This is a genomic window from Paenibacillus sp. SAFN-117 (genome assembly GCF_051966115.1).
Classification (GTDB): Bacteria; Bacillota; Bacilli; order Paenibacillales; family NBRC-103111; genus Paenibacillus_L; species Paenibacillus_L residui.
On sequence record NZ_JBQCLK010000005.1, the window covers coordinates 108,263 to 122,972 of the forward strand.

Consider the following 14,710-nt stretch of genomic DNA (forward strand, 5'->3'; position numbering starts at 1 on the left):
TAGAATACAGTTAAGTCGTTTTTTCCAATTAGACGCGCCATTCCCGCTTGCAACGGCACCAGAAGAAAATGAAAATAGACGGATTTTCAAAGTAGAAAGCGATAGTTTGTGCAGGATCTATATCCAAACTTATATTTCATCAGCCAGTCACATCAAACCTTTGGACCAATTTCGCTCTGCGAAAGTGAAAGTTTTTAAGCCAATAGGAACTCTTATGTGGCAAAAAAATAAAAACACCTGCCTCAGCGGCAGGTGTTGTCGTATATCGGCTAAAGCTCTTTTGCGGACAATTTTTTGTAGACTTCAATAAGCATGTCAGGATTTTCCCTAATATAGAAGGTCCGGACTCCATTCTTTGTGTGCAAATATAAAAAACCAATCGCCCCCTCCTCCCGGTGATTGCGGAAAAAGGAGATGTCGAAAACATCATGAAGCGGAAATCTTTCCCGTCTGACTGTGATTTCGTCTTCGTAAAGCTTCATTTCATAGGAGGCTTCGGTGATGATTTCCTCTATCCCCCGGATTTCCCTGCGGATTTCAATACAGGTCTGAACGGCCAGAGCTTCTCCGGACATTACTTGGACCCATCCTTCAACAGCTTGTTAATAGACACTAACTGAACACATAGGCACAGCACTTGAATAGCAGTCGTCAGCTCTTCCATAGACGGATACGAAGGGGCGAGACGTATGTTCCGGTCACGGGGATCTATACCGTATGGATAGGTGGCTCCTGCCTTGGTCAGCACGACTCCCGCGCCGGCTGCCATCTCGACCACCGCTTTGGCGCAGCCGTCCAATGTGTTCAGACTGATAAAATATCCTCCTTGAGGCCGGCTCCAGGAAGCTATCGATTTACCGCCCAATTCGGAATCGAGGATTTCAAGCACCCGCTCAAATTTGGGCCGCAGGATAGCCGCGTGTCTGGCCATATGCTCCATGATTCCATCCAAGCTCTTAAAAAAGCGGACATGCCGAAGCTGATTAATCTTGTCGGGGCCGATGGTTTCTGCGGAAAGAAGCTTCCTCGTCCAATCCAGGTTCCCTTGACTGGATGCCATCATGGCTACGCCGGATCCCGAGAAGCTGATCTTCGATGTAGATCCGAACAGGAAAACCCTATTCGGATTACCGGCTTCTTTACATGCCGTCAAAATGTTCTTCAGCGATGCGGGCCGATCGGTTAAGTGATGTACGGCATAGGCGTCATCCCAGAAAATTCGAAAATCGCCGGCCTTCGTCTTCATCGAGGCCAGCCGGTCGACCACTTCATCCGAATACGTGATCCCCTCCGGATTGCTGTATCTGGGCACACACCATATTCCTTTGATTGCTTCGTCCTCGCTCACGAGCCTCTCTACCGTATCCATATCCGGCCCGTCCGGCAGCATGTCTATCGTTATCATTTCGATGCCGAACAGCTCGCAGATAGCAAAGTGCCGGTCATACCCCGGTGCGGGGGCCAGAAATTTGACAACAGGCAGCTTGGCCCACGGAATTTCACTGTCGCATACTCCATGCAGCATAGCTCTAGCTATCGTATCATGCATCATATTGAGGCTGGAGTTCCCGCCTATGATGATTTCCTCCGGATGAACCTCCAGCATTGGGGCGAACAACTCCTTCGCCTCGGGAATCCCGTCCAAGCCCCCATAGTTACGGGTATCTACACCATTCTTGGCCAGAAAATCATCCCCGGAGCGGATCAGACCCAGCATTTCGTTAGCCAAATCCAGTTGTTCGGGACTAGGCTTCCCTCTGGACATATCCAGTTTCAGCTTTTGGCTACGGAACCGGTTATACTGCTCTTGCAGCCGGAAACGGTATTCGTGTAATTCCTCTGTGCTCAACGTATGGAAATCACTCATTGTCGTGTCCCTCCTTATCCTTTGCTCCTTAAGCTTTCGGCCATTGCTACAAGCTTTTTGACTGTGGCCCAGTTGCGTGTCGTAGCCGCCAGACCAAGCTTTTTCTCGAGAAAATTATTGGAAAACAGAGATTTCCCGTAGCCTTTGCGGCATAGAATGTAAACTTCCCGGGTGCGGAGACGATAATCATCTATTTCATTTTTATAAGACAATAACCGATCCTTGGCTTCTTGCGCCGGTTCCCCACTAAGAAAGCTGACATACACCTTCTCATCCGGAGTGAGGGAAGGCAGGTCATAAGGGTTCCGTTCCACAACCTCCTTCAACTCCTCCATCGTTCTTAGAACTACGGTAACCTCATAACCAAGTTCCTCCTGGAGCCGGCTTTCGATTTTATGGACCCGGACCTCGCTTTCCTCCTCCACCGCTAGAAAAACAACATTCCCGCTTTGTATATAGGTTTGCACATTTTGAAAGCCTAACGATTCGAAAATAGCGGACAACTGATCCATCTTTATAATCTTCTGCCCGCTGACGTTAATTCCCCGTAATAAAGCAATGCAGATTGGCATATTCCCGATTTCCTCCCTTATGACGGCCGGTTCGTGCTCTTTCTGATTATATAAAATGTAACATGTTTTCACGAGCTGTGCATACTAAATTTTCCCAGAGCAGGTGGCCCTCTCCTGTTACATATAAAGAATTCCAGACAAGGCCATTTTCTCCCACAAAGAAAAGCAGTCCCGCGATGGGAACTGCTTCCTGAATCCTTGTAATACACCGTGATGCAGCCGTAACGCCCGCAAAAAGGCATGTGGCCTATTCTCTATCGTCCGGGCCTGGAACAGGCGAGCCCCAACGAAGATGGCGCGCCCTGCGGAACCGATCGCGGTCCTTGCGGGTGACGACCGTCTCATCCAGCCCTAGCGGGGTACAAAGCTCGAGCCGGATAAACCCTGTATGAACCTGGGGATGGCGGATGACTCTTCCTGGAATCGTCGTTCCGCCTGCCCGAGAAATGCAGATATAAGAAAATTTCTCGTCTTCATAGGCGAGTTCCCCCGCTTTGGCCAGACGATGAAGCCGCGAGCGCGATACCCTCGCCGCAAAATGGCACCAGTTCCGCCCGGACATAGGACATCGGTTCTCATGAGGGCATGGAGCTATAATCCGACCTCCCATAGACAGCAACAGCTCCCGAGCCTGCCGGATACGCGCAAACCCTGCCGGTGTGCCCGGCTCGATGATAACCAATGTGTGGGAGGTCGATTCCCAGAGCTTGCCGATGATAGCCTCGCAGTCGCTGGAAGGCATCTCTCCCAGCACATAAGACGCGATCACCAGATCATGCGCGCTGACGCCCCATCTCCCTCTGAGATCAAGCCTGCGCCAATGGGCTTCCCAAATTGCGGAGAAGGATGAATGGGCAGCCAAACGTCTGCCAAGATCAATCATGCCTTCCTCGCGTTCCATGAGCGTTATCCGGCTGATCAGCCCCGGCCATACAGCGGCCGCTGCCCACATAGCCGTACCCGGACCGGCCCCTATGTCCAATAAAGTATTGGGGGACCAGCCCGGAAGCCGTTCTTGAACCTCCCTTGCCGTCGAATATACCGCTGCAAAAGTGGCTGGAAGGCGAAATGCCGCATAAGCTTCCACATCCTCCTGTGATTGCAGAAACTTGCCGCTTCTCGAAGACAAGCCTGTGCGATAGCGGCTGGACAGCCTCGCCGCGGCGACCGCAAGCTGCTTGGATGAGCGCAGCGCGATCTCTACATCAATAGCCTGCCGTAAATCTCTAGGAAGCTCCATGTCCGGCCTCCCCTGAACTAGGGTTGGCTCCAGATCGGACCGGCACTGCCCGGCCAACCGCTACTGGATAAGTTTGCTTGCTCGCAGACCAATGGACGCCGAGCCGCTCACCGTACCGGTTTAAATATGTCTCCGCTTGCTTATGGTTGAACAATAGGATACCCCTTTCAGATTCTGAGGGGGATCACAGTTTATAGGGCGAATGATGCGGTCCCCCCTCGAATGAGCCCTTGAACGACATATACACTGCTAACCATAAACATCGCCTCCCGAAAATAGTTCCTTTCAGAATAGCATATCCAGCCCGCTGTACACAGGGAAAGTATGATTATAGCCTATTTTTGCCTGCTCCGTTTACTCCTTCCTCGGGGTAGAAGCATTAAGAATCTTCTCCCCGCTTGCGTCATCGTTAGTTCTTGTCCGCTCCCAGTGTCTCGCTCTTAGTCCCCGGAAGCGGCAGGACGACTAACGTTCCGATGATAAATAACAGAGCTGCAGCCGAATACAGGACAATGAGCGGAAACATTTCCTTCAGAACCCCGGATAAACTCATCATAATCACCATAGAACCGGTCATAAGAGGGGTTCGGATGCCTGTTACCCGGCCTATGAACGATACGTCCGTATTTTGGATCACAAGCGAATGATTTCCGATAAAGATGGCGGGTTGAAACAGAGCGATGATAAGCTGGGCCAGCATAGCCAGCCATAGTACGCCGGATACCCCCATTAGGGCAATCCCTGCGGCGTTCATAACCAGACCAAGCACCAATAGCCTCTGCGGAGGAATACGGCCGGCCGCACCGAAGGCGAGGAAGCCTCCCGCCATTTCCCCAAGGCCATACGGTATCAACAGCCATTGCAGGTACTCCGGAGACAATCCGAGCCTTTCGGTCACGACAAAAATTCCGAGAGGCGAGATTAATCCGACTCCGAGACCAACCGCCACAAAACTGATACTGAGCAATCTAAGCACCGGCCTCGACAACACATAACGGATTCCGTCGGACATTTCCTTCCACAGGGAGGTCTTCCCTTTCGCGGCGCTGCCCGCTTCGGGATCAGGCGGAATGAAGGCCATAGCGGCGGCAGACAGCAGGAACGAGAAGCCCGTCATGGCGATTGCGGCAGCCATGCCCAGGTTTTGATATACAACGGTGCCCAGCATCGGCCCCACAATCATAAAGACAGAGATCATCGTCTGCAGCAAGGACATGCTCGCTTGGGCCTGATCTTCCGGCACATGGATTTTAAACAGCTTCATACCGGACGGTTGGGCAAATTGCGACAGAATGGAGGAACACAATGTGGTGAAAAATACGGCCGGCCACGCGCCCAGTTCGAAGGAAGCCAGAACGGCAAATACCGATAGGGCGCTGAGAAGATCGCACCAAATAACCGTTCTTCTTGGTCGCCAACGATCCGCGAATACACCCCCCAAGAACGAGAATATGAAGATAGGCGCGTACTCGGCCACAGAGATCATGGAAACAGCCAGAGCGTTTCCTCCGGTTTGCTCCATAACAAATAACAGTACGGATAGATTCCGGACCCAGATGCCGATCTGCGAGAACAATCCGGACACCATAACGGCCCGGACATATCGGCTGCGAAGAGCCTCACGGGGAGATGACATTTTCCCTACTTCTCCTTTCAAGGTGAATATTATTCGGAATTCCGAGGCTCATTGTAGGGCCTCCTCTCAGAGGAGAGTCAACCGGGTTGAAAGTACTTCGATGGAAAAATTTTCTTCCGTGTATTCTTCAGGTACAAAGGGGGTTAAACGGAATAAGGATTGACTCTGACCCAAGGGGAGGCTTTACAATGCTTGTAGAAGGAGGTAAGGCGGATGGGATACACCGTCAAAGAAGTTGCCGAGATGACCCATGTTACGGTCAAGGCACTGCATTATTACCATAAGATCGGTCTTCTGTACCCCGGAGAGGTGACGGATGCGGGCTATCGACTGTATGGAAAGAAAGAATTGGAGAGGCTGCAGCAAATTCTGTTTTACCGGGAATTGGACTTCCCGCTGCAGCAAATCAAAGACCTGCTGGAAAGCGGTCAAGACCGGTTATCCGTCCTGTCGGATCAGCGCCGGCTTCTTCTTGCCCGCAAGAGAAGACTGGAGGATTTGATTCATACTTTGGAGGAAACGATTCGCAGTACCAAGGAAGGAGAGCCTATGGATACCCAATCTATGTTTAGAGGCTTCGACAGTGAAGAAGAATGGAAGGAAGCTCTGCACGAACAAAGCGAATACTTGAAGGAAAAGTACAACTACGACCTGGAAGCCGGGCCCATCCAACCGGAGGAGTTGAACGAGCAGGCCAAGGAGGCCGTACGCTTTATGAACGGGATGGCGGAGTTCCTTAGGAGCGGGGTGAAATTCGACGACGCAAAAGTGATGAAGCATCTGCGCACACATCTTGATTTTCTGAACCGGCACGGACATTCCATCAATGAAGCGGAATTTGCCGCGCAGGCCCGGTTTTTCGTCCAAGACGATTTCCACCGGGGTATGCTGGAAGCCGAGCAAACCGGCTTGTCCTATTATTTGTGCATGGCGGCCGAAGCCCAGGCTTCAGCGGCTCCCTGAGGCGCACCCAAGGGGTCTCCCCCATCCCTAAGACGGGAGGAAGGATGACGGCAGCGATCTGTTTTCCATAATCTATTGGCCTGCCCGACCTTTGCCCAGAACATATCGTTCATATACTCCGGGGTCGTGAGAAGGCAGGATGGTCAGACCGCTGTTCTCCTTCTCCAAATCGTGCAGCAGCGCAAATTGACTTAGATATTGCGAATAATCGTAATGCGCTATCCGGCTGATCCGGCTTCCGGCCAGCCTGTCACGATAATTGTCCTGCATGTAGACCGCATCCGCGCAGAGCAGGACTCTTCCCTGCCGGGTATGATTGATCAGCAGGCCCATCTGTCCGACGGAATGGCCCGGCAGCGGGACAAGCACAAGCGATTCGTCGCCCAACAGATCCACAGCCTGTGGCAAAGGACCGTATCCGGAGGAAGAATCGAAATCGATCAGTCTGACCCGATTCGGATCGATTTGGTTAAAGAGAGAGGAAAGATAGGCGTGGGGAAACAGCCTTAAGGGGGACCGCCCCTGCGTAAATTCCCATTCCACCTTGTTGACTATAATTTGGGAACGGGGGAAATCATGGATTCCCCCCGTATGATCCACATGCATATGGGACAAGATGACCGTCACCTCATCCGGCTCAACCCCCATCGCCTGCAATTGAACCAGAGCGTGCTCCTGTTCCGTAATGCGAACCGGCGTCGCCAAACGCATCAATCGGTATGGAACGAGGCGGGTTGCTTCCCGGAAACGCGTGGAATAGCCGGTATCGAACAGAAAATAACCGTTCTTCGGATGCCGGATAAGAAAGAATAATGCCGGCCCCCAGATTTGTTGCCGGGGGCGCTCTTTATGCAGCATGTTTAGGGACGCCCGGTAATATCCGGCGTTCAGGACCGTCAGCTCGCATTGCGGTGCATCTGCCGATACTTCGGGCAATTTCATAGACATTGGACGGGTTCCTTTCTTCATTCACAAGTAAAACGTTGTGGTATTTATAAACGTGCGACCGTTTCCCGGATATTGCCGGACTTCGTAATGGCGGAGACGACGGCAACGCCGTCAGCCCCTGCATCCAGTGAAAGGCGGGCATTGTCCGGTGTGATGCCGCCGATAGCGACCATCGGCATTTCCGGCAGAAAAGCGCGCAGCTCCCGGATCCAGGCGGTGCCGACGGGCTTTTTGGCATCGATTTTCGTTGCCGTGCGGTATACGGGCCCTGCCCCGACGTAATCGGCACAGGCCATCGACGGCCGACTCGCCTCCTCGATATTCGTCACGGACAGCCCGATGATCGTATCGGGATAGCGCGCGCGGATCGTGTCTGTCCGTTCATCCTGCTGTCCGACATGAATACCGTCGGCTTGAAGCGGCTCGATCAGTTCCACATCATTGTTTATGATAAATAAAATACCATATTCGGAACAAATTTTGCGCAGTTTTTTGCCGAGCTCCAGCTTTGCGCTGCCGGACAGCGAACCGGGGCCCTTCTCGCGAAATTGAAAAGCGGTAATGCCCGCTTTCGCCGCCTCCAGCAATATTTCCTCGGGGCTTCGTGTGCAATCCTGGCTCCCCATAATAAAATATTTGCGAAGCTGCGCACGTTGGATTCTCATTTATTTCCCCTCCAAATCTTTAATGTCGTAGGACAGAGCGTCAAGAAAAGCGGGCAGGAACGTACCGGGACCGCGTACTTCGGGACGGGCTGCCGCATACTCCGCCGCCAGCCCATAGAAGGATACGGCCGTATAGGCTTGCTCCAAGGCATCGGCATCGGTCGTCAGGCAGGCGGCCAGAATCGAGCCGAGCAAACAGCCGCCGCCCGTTATTTTGGTCAACAGCGGATGGCCGGTTTCATTAACGAGCAGCTTGTCCTCACTCGCTATATAATCGGTTTCCCCCGTAACGACCGCTATCGTGCTGTAACGCTTCGCCACTTCCCCGGCCACTGCCGCCGCATCGCCGCCGCCTATGGAATCGACGCCGCGGGTTTCCCACGGAATATCGGCCAGATAAGCCATTTCCCCGGCATTGCCCTTGACCGCGGCCAGCTTCACCTCCTGCAGTATCTCCCGCCCCGCTTCTTTAGTGAAGGCCGAGCAAGCAATCGCCACCGGATCAAGGACGACGGGGATCCCTTTTTGATTCGCGGCTTTACCTGCTTTGACCAATGCCGGCACTTCATCGCGAGAGAGTGTGCCTAAATTGATCAGAACCCCGTCGGATGCCGCTGCCAGCGGTTCCGCCACTTCTATATATTTGGCCATGGCGGGCGTACCGCCGAAAGCGAGCAACCCGTTGGCGCTGAAATTCATGACCACCTGATTGGTCAGGTGATAGATAAACGGCACTTGTCGGCGAACTTGATCGATAATCGACTGATTCATGCTTGGCTGCCTCCGATCCGCGGCGCCCAATGATTCGTCGGGCCATTGCCTTTCCCAAGCGGCAAGGAATGGCGGATGGCCGCGGTAATATAGTCTTTGGCCTTACGTGCGGCCTCATATAAAGGAAGCCCCTGCGCCAAATAGGCGGTAATCGCGGCCGATAACGTACAACCGGTACCGTGCGTGTTGGTCGTCTCGATTCTATCCGCAGACAGAGCGTACAGCTTTTCCCCGTCGTATAGAATATCTACAGCTTCTCCGCGTAAATGTCCGCCTTTGACAAGCGCGGCTCCGGCCCCGTACAGGTTAACGAGCGCTACGGCCGCTTCCTCCATATCCGCTGTCGTTGTAATCGTACCGCCGGTCAAGCTCTCCGCCTCCGGTATATTCGGAGTGACGATGCTGGCGAGCGGCAGGAGCCTGTCCCTCAAGAAGGCGCGCGCATCCGGATCAATGAGCGCATCCCCGCTTGTCGCTATCATGACGGGGTCCAGCACATAAGGGGCTTTAATTTCCGGAATCTTCCTTGTCAACAATTCCATCATGTCCAAGCTGGCAATCATGCCTGTTTTAAAAGCGTGAACCGGTATATCCTCTGTAACGGAATCCAGTTGACGACCGATGAAAGCCGTCGAATGATGGACGACATCCTGGACTCCGGTCGTATTCTGCGCGAGAACGGAAGTAATGACGGACATTCCGTACACCTGCAGTTCTTGAAATGTTTTCAGATCGGCCTGGATACCGGCGCCGCCCGTCGGGTCCGTTCCGGCAATGGTGAGAGCACAAGGAACACGCTTCATGGCGCAGTCACTCCAATGTTTCCGGCGGGCCATGTTTCGCAAGTCAGGGACATTTCCCAGAAGCAGAGCTCGAGCTGGCAGCTTTTTCGAAAGGCGTCGCGCATCCGGTTTTTCTCGGCTTCCGAGGCTTCTTCGGCACAAGCATCGAGCCGCTTGCACAAGGTTTCGGTGAGTGCTTCTATTCCCGAGTCGGCATAGAAAGTAATCCAGCGATAAAAAGGATGGTTCGCTTGAGGCTTATATTTCTCCATGAGCACCTTGCCGATTTCCAAATAGGTCCATGGGCACGGCAAGAGAGCGGCGTAGATTTCCCCGAGTGAACCGGTATAGGCATGATACATCATATGCTTCACATAATGATCCGCAGTTGGCGGGAGTGGATGACCCTGCAATTCCTTATAGGAAACGCCGATATAGTCGCACAAATTCATATGCGGGCCGGTTTCCGAGTGTAAGGTAAAGCCTACCTGTTCATGGAAAAAGGCAATATCGCTGCGAGTATCCGACTTGGACATGGCAATCGCATAGATTTTCATAAATGCGTTCAAATATTCAAAATCGGCTTTTACATAATGCATGACCGCTTCTTTGGCAATATCTCCGCGGCCGATCCCTTCTACAAACGGATGATGGAAAATCATTTCGAACAAATCCTGGTTGGTTTCCCGTAATTGTTGAGTAAAAGTCATTGGAACCGCCTCCTTGAATTTTGAAAATCAATAGAATTGCATAGAATCGCTTGCAAGTTCAGCCGAATGGGCTGCAAATTGGCTGGATGGAGAAGGAACCTCCTTTCTTCATGGGGGGGAGAGGGAATCGGATAAATAAAAAAGAACCGATTCATGGCATTCATGAACCCGGTTCTTGGTCTGCGGAAATAATAGGGTATACAAATACCCTAGTGACTACTTCCCTCCGCTGGTACTAACCAGATCAGGTTCATAAGAGTTGGAAGCTATCTGCGTTCCTCTCAGCCCGAATATAGGGCACCCCTAGTAGTTTGAATAATGTATTAAATTGCAAGCAAATTTATATTAACATATCTGGAATAGACTGTCATCCAACATTTTCATCCTACAATTCCGGAGCGTTCGATACTCTTCATAAAGTAACGCTGAATTTCGAGATAGAGAATCAGGATTGGAAGGATGACAAGGACACATCCGGCCATCGTTGTCGCCTGGCCCACATTGGCGCTGGCCGTCCCTCCCGACATCGAGTTCAGCGACTGCCCGAGGAAGGGCAGCATCATCGGCAGAGTAAATTTATCACGGTCGACCAGGAAGATGGCCGGCTCGAAGAAATCGTTCCAGTGCCACACCACCGAAAGAATCGCCGATACAAGTATAGGCGGAATGGAGACCGGCAGCACGATACGGATGAAGGTTCGCAGTGCGCCGCAGCCGTCCACCCGGGCCGCATCCTCCAGCTCATGAGGCAAGCCGCGGAAAAACTGGCGGAAGATGAAGATAAACAAGGCCCCGCGCAGTCCGTTAGCGAAGAAGCTCGGCACAACCATGGGCAGAATCGTATTGATCCAGTTCAATTCCTTGTATTGAATAAACATCGGCACGATGATCGTTTGCGGAGGCACTATCATGGTAAACATAGCGAGCGCGAACAACAGCTCCCTGCCCGGGAAGCGGAAGCGGGCGAAGCCGTAGCCGACTACCGCGCAGGACAGCATCTGGCCGGTCACGGTGAGCAGCGTCAGGACGACCGTGTTTTTCAGATAGGGCAAATAATTAAGAGCCGCGTAGGCGTCGAAATATCCCTTCACACTGAACTGCTTCGGAATCCAGTATACCGTCGGATCGACCAGATCGCCCGGGGATTTGAACGAGGTCGAGATCATGAAGAGAAACGGATACAGGAACACGAACGACAGTCCGATCAGAAAGAGATAGATGAACAGCCGGTAGATGCGATATGCGATTTTCCACCTGCGAATCCCTTCCGCGGCCAAAGCCATTCTTGCCCCGATACTCGGGCGGGTACGAACAGTCTGCATCGTTAAACCTCCTCCTTATGCTTCCGCATGTAGCCGCATAGACTGGGATGGCTTCCGACATGCCGTTGAAGCAAGCGCGCCGCCCACTCTGTGTTACCTGTCCCCTGCGTAAAATACGCTCTTGCGGGTCAAGGTGAAGATCAGCACAATCAGCAGAAATACGAACACGAAATAAATCCAGCCGAGCGCCGCGGCATAACCGAACTCAATATCGGTGAACGCCACCTTCTGGATATAGCGCATAACGTTATTGCGCATGTCCGTGAACGAGTCCACCAGCGTGAAAATTCCGTTGAGAAGCAGCACCGGGGTCATGAGCGGAAACGTAATTTTCCAGAACATTTCCCAAGGAGTGGCGCCGTCACATTTCGCCGATTCATACAGCGAATCCGAAATTCCCTGCAGTCCGGCCAGAAAGAGCAGAATCTGGATTCCCGTCTTCCAGAAAATGATCGTCAGTCTGCCCATGATGTCGGACAGCGTCTTGACCAAATCATTCGGCAGGTACATAGCGATGGCTTCTGGCACCGCAAGCCCGTTGGCAACGCCTTCGCGCATCATTTCCGTCGGGTCCTTCACCGCATCCAGCCCGCCTATCCCCTGGCCCAGAAGCTGCTGCATCACGAAGCCCGAGCCGATCAGCACCGGCAGGAAGAAGGCTCCGCGGAAGAACATCCGGCCTACGGTTTCCTGGTTTAATAAAGTGGCGATGAAGAAAGAAAAGACAAGGATGAGCGGAATCTCAACGATGGCATCCTGAATGGCCTTATAAAAGAACGGGATGAACTGCGTGTCCTTCAAAATCGCTTTCGAATAGTTGTCCCAGCCGACGAAGGTCATCTGCAAATCAGCCACCGCCTGAATTTCACGAAAGCTCATATAGAGGGACTTGATCAGCGGATAGACGAGGAAGGCGGCAAAGCCGACCAGCCACGGGGAGATGAAGAGAAGCCCACTGATCCTCTTTCTTCTTTCCAGGCCCAGCTTCATTCCCCCACCTCCTTGGTCAAAACAGCGTAATCCAGCGGTTTAACCGTCGTCCCTTCCGTCTCATAAGGAATAGAGCCATAATTGACGATTACCCTCGTTCCATCCTCGTAACCCGTCTCGTATACATTCCGTTCCAGCTTGCGATGAGAGGTCATCGCGAGCCCCCAGGTATGCCCGAGCCTCTCGTTCAGCTCCCGGTACTGCTCGATGATGACCGGAGCCCATTGCCCGAAGGCAGAGCTGAACAGCTTGCGGTATTCCGTGAAGCGAAGCTCCTCCGGCTCCCGCCAGGTCAATTCGTAGAGAGGCATACTTCCGTATTCCACCCATCTAAGGAATCCCTGCCGCTGATCGTGATGGATATTGAGCGGAATGTCGCCGCTGTACGGAATGCTGCCATGGACAATCATCGGGTAGAAAGGAACGGCCTCGTCTGTGAAGACGTAGCGGGAGTCCTCCAGCGGAAGATCCGACAACCGGTCCGCCAGGTGAAGAACATATTGATTTCCGCCGTGAACCGCCGCCTTCCCGTTCATCTCCCGGGATTCCCGAAGCATGGAGAGCCACTGCCCGACGGTTCCTTCTCTGGTCAGAGGGTTCCATTCGCTGTGATCGGCAACAGCCAAATCCCCATAAGCTTCAAAATCGATTCCGCTCGCTCCGTATCCGGACAAAGTCTGCTTATGACCGGAGTCAAAGCGGCTTGCCGCTGTCACTGCATTCAGCAGCAGCGAATCTCCGTAATAGTTCTGCAGCGGCAGCCTGCCCGGGTCCTTCATGACCGCCGACATCTTCCTCACGCCCAGATTATCCGCGTTAGCATGAACATTGTTGAAATTCAGAAACAGCTCCAGGCCGTTCTCCTTCATCGTTCGGGCGAGCCGCTTCAGCCCGGAGGCACCGCCCAGCTCGCCGGCAGCAGCGGTTCCATCCGGAAAATCCCCGTATCCTCCTGTCATCCACCCCTTGACAATGACGCTCATCTCCTCCACCCCGGCTGATTTCAACTGCTGAACAATATTTTCCGCCTGCTCGAAGGTCGTAGCCTGCACGAAGCGGTCCTTCAGCACCCGTTCCTCCTTCACGCCCATAAACAGGTTCAGGGCGAGAGGAATCGTCCGTTTGTTCTTCTCTATCGTTCTGTGAAGCTTGCCCGACTGGATAAGATACTCCCGATAAATTTGGGCCATATCCGAATATTCCGCCCTGCCCTTCGGCAGAAAGTGATAGACGACCTGATGATCGAAAGCCCGCATCCCGGTTTCTACCCTTCTGGCGTATTCCCCTTTGCGGATCGCTGCGGAATATTCGCGCCGGTAGAGGAATTCCGCGGAAACGCGGTTCACATTGACCAGGTAACCGCTTGGAGCGTAATGAATCTTCGATTCAAACTCTCCTTCCGTGATATAAGCCACGAATCCTCTGCCGTTCTTATGGACTCCGAATACCGGTAAATAAGCGTTCTCCGCCCGTTGTCCGTTCCTCTCGAATATATCCTCGGAGCCGTAGACAAGCGCAGAATACTTTTCCCTGTATTGGGGATGGCTTTCCTTGAAAAAGGAGATCGCTCCGCTGCCATCCGGATAGAACATATACCCCTTATCCCGATCGGAAGCCGCTCCCAGATTGGGAACCGGCTCGATGGAGACAAGGGCGTAATTCCCTTGCTCGCGGATTTCCGTAACCGGTACGGAGACGACCAGACGGTCCTCATCAAGCGTGAACTCGATCGCGAACTGCAGGCCGAGATTGTCAAACTGATACGTAACCCTGATTCCGTTGTCCACTGCTTCTTTCCCGATTGTGGGTGAGCCGGAAATCAGGTTGGAACTAACCACCTCATGGGTGGGGCGTCCAATATCGGCATAGGAGAAATTGAACGGCGACTTCAGACTGTCCTTAAGGAGCTGACTCCCGCCCGCCTCTTCGTCGGAAACATCGGAAGCCGACAGCCATACCGCGCCTGTTTCTTTGTCCTCAACGGCAATAGAGGAGGTAAGCGGTTCGTAGTACAGCGACAACCGCCGGTTCTCCGCCACTTTCTCATAGACGGAAAGATCGCCCAGCTTATCGAGAACCGCTCTCGGGAAATCGGCATTCTGCTGGCCGGCCCCATCCCCCATGACCCCTTGCTCCACCATATAATTCTCCAAAGCATATATGAAAAATGTCAGCAGCCCAAGCACAACGGCCCAGGAGATCCATCGCAGCACACGTCGAGGCGTCAAGCTGTCCCCCCCTCCT

The 14,710-nt window shown here is 53.0% G+C and carries 14 protein-coding genes and 1 riboswitch; of the genes, 1 reads left to right on the plus strand and 13 read right to left on the minus strand.

The features are described from left to right. Positions 1 to 269 precede the first annotated feature (269 nt). The 5 genes from ACTHRH_RS05130 to ACTHRH_RS05150 all read right to left on the minus strand — a co-directional run bounded on the left by ACTHRH_RS05130 (position 270) and on the right by ACTHRH_RS05150 (position 5,315). The gene (locus ACTHRH_RS05130; RefSeq protein ID WP_379287644.1) at positions 270 to 575 is read right to left on the minus strand and encodes a hypothetical protein; all 306 of its coding nucleotides are present in this window, start codon (positions 573 to 575) and stop codon (positions 270 to 272) included. Next, positions 575 to 1,867 (minus strand): aminotransferase class I/II-fold pyridoxal phosphate-dependent enzyme, encoded by a 1,293-nt coding sequence (locus ACTHRH_RS05135; protein ID WP_440414407.1) that lies wholly within the window; start codon positions 1,865 to 1,867, stop codon positions 575 to 577. Before ACTHRH_RS05135 ends, ACTHRH_RS05130 begins: the two co-directional genes overlap by 1 nt. Before the next feature lie 14 nt (positions 1,868 to 1,881). Beyond that, positions 1,882 to 2,439 (minus strand): DUF1697 domain-containing protein, encoded by a 558-nt coding sequence (locus ACTHRH_RS05140; protein ID WP_379287648.1) that lies wholly within the window; start codon positions 2,437 to 2,439, stop codon positions 1,882 to 1,884. 247 nt (positions 2,440 to 2,686) lie between these two features. After that, the gene (locus ACTHRH_RS05145) at positions 2,687 to 3,679 is read right to left on the minus strand and encodes a small ribosomal subunit Rsm22 family protein (protein ID WP_440414409.1); all 993 of its coding nucleotides are present in this window, start codon (positions 3,677 to 3,679) and stop codon (positions 2,687 to 2,689) included. A 409-nt stretch (positions 3,680 to 4,088) separates the two neighbouring features. Next, positions 4,089 to 5,315, minus strand: a complete 1,227-nt coding sequence (locus ACTHRH_RS05150) for an MFS transporter (RefSeq protein WP_144940246.1) — start codon at positions 5,313 to 5,315, stop codon at positions 4,089 to 4,091. A gap of 213 nt (positions 5,316 to 5,528) precedes the next feature. Here ACTHRH_RS05150 and ACTHRH_RS05155 point away from each other — a divergent pair, with 213 nt between their 5' ends. Further along, positions 5,529 to 6,278 (plus strand): MerR family transcriptional regulator, encoded by a 750-nt coding sequence (locus tag ACTHRH_RS05155; RefSeq protein WP_440414412.1) that lies wholly within the window; start codon positions 5,529 to 5,531, stop codon positions 6,276 to 6,278. A gap of 72 nt (positions 6,279 to 6,350) precedes the next feature. Here ACTHRH_RS05155 and ACTHRH_RS05160 read toward each other — a convergent pair whose 3' ends face one another. The 8 genes from ACTHRH_RS05160 to ACTHRH_RS05195 all read right to left on the minus strand — a co-directional run bounded on the left by ACTHRH_RS05160 (position 6,351) and on the right by ACTHRH_RS05195 (position 14,694). Beyond that, a complete protein-coding gene (locus ACTHRH_RS05160) occupies positions 6,351 to 7,226 on the minus strand; it encodes an MBL fold metallo-hydrolase (RefSeq protein ID WP_440414414.1) in 876 nt (291 codons plus the stop codon). Between the two features lie 44 nt (positions 7,227 to 7,270). After that, complete coding sequence (gene thiE / locus ACTHRH_RS05165; RefSeq protein ID WP_440414416.1) at positions 7,271 to 7,891, minus strand: thiamine phosphate synthase; 621 nt, start codon at positions 7,889 to 7,891, stop codon at positions 7,271 to 7,273. Beyond that, positions 7,892 to 8,662 carry a hydroxyethylthiazole kinase gene (gene thiM, locus ACTHRH_RS05170; protein WP_379287659.1) on the minus strand — a complete coding sequence of 257 codons (771 nt, stop codon included), beginning with the start codon at positions 8,660 to 8,662 and terminating at the stop codon, positions 7,892 to 7,894. Continuing rightward, positions 8,659 to 9,465, minus strand: coding sequence for a bifunctional hydroxymethylpyrimidine kinase/phosphomethylpyrimidine kinase (gene thiD, locus ACTHRH_RS05175; protein ID WP_379287661.1), 807 nt, complete (start codon positions 9,463 to 9,465; stop codon positions 8,659 to 8,661). Before thiD ends, thiM begins: the two co-directional genes overlap by 4 nt. After that, positions 9,462 to 10,154, minus strand: a complete 693-nt coding sequence (tenA, locus tag ACTHRH_RS05180; RefSeq protein ID WP_379287663.1) for a thiaminase II — start codon at positions 10,152 to 10,154, stop codon at positions 9,462 to 9,464. The genes thiD and tenA overlap by 4 nt, the downstream gene beginning before the upstream one ends. A 204-nt stretch (positions 10,155 to 10,358) precedes the next feature. After that, positions 10,359 to 10,469, minus strand: a riboswitch (TPP riboswitch). A gap of 65 nt (positions 10,470 to 10,534) precedes the next feature. After that, positions 10,535 to 11,476 carry a carbohydrate ABC transporter permease gene (locus ACTHRH_RS05185; RefSeq protein WP_440414419.1) on the minus strand — a complete coding sequence of 314 codons (942 nt, stop codon included), beginning with the start codon at positions 11,474 to 11,476 and terminating at the stop codon, positions 10,535 to 10,537. Positions 11,477 to 11,569: 93 nt separating this feature from the next. Then, positions 11,570 to 12,466 carry a carbohydrate ABC transporter permease gene (locus tag ACTHRH_RS05190; RefSeq protein WP_144940229.1) on the minus strand — a complete coding sequence of 299 codons (897 nt, stop codon included), beginning with the start codon at positions 12,464 to 12,466 and terminating at the stop codon, positions 11,570 to 11,572. Further along, positions 12,463 to 14,694 carry a DUF5696 domain-containing protein gene (locus ACTHRH_RS05195; protein ID WP_440414421.1) on the minus strand — a complete coding sequence of 744 codons (2,232 nt, stop codon included), beginning with the start codon at positions 14,692 to 14,694 and terminating at the stop codon, positions 12,463 to 12,465. The genes ACTHRH_RS05190 and ACTHRH_RS05195 overlap by 4 nt, the downstream gene beginning before the upstream one ends. Positions 14,695 to 14,710: the final 16 nt, after the last annotated feature.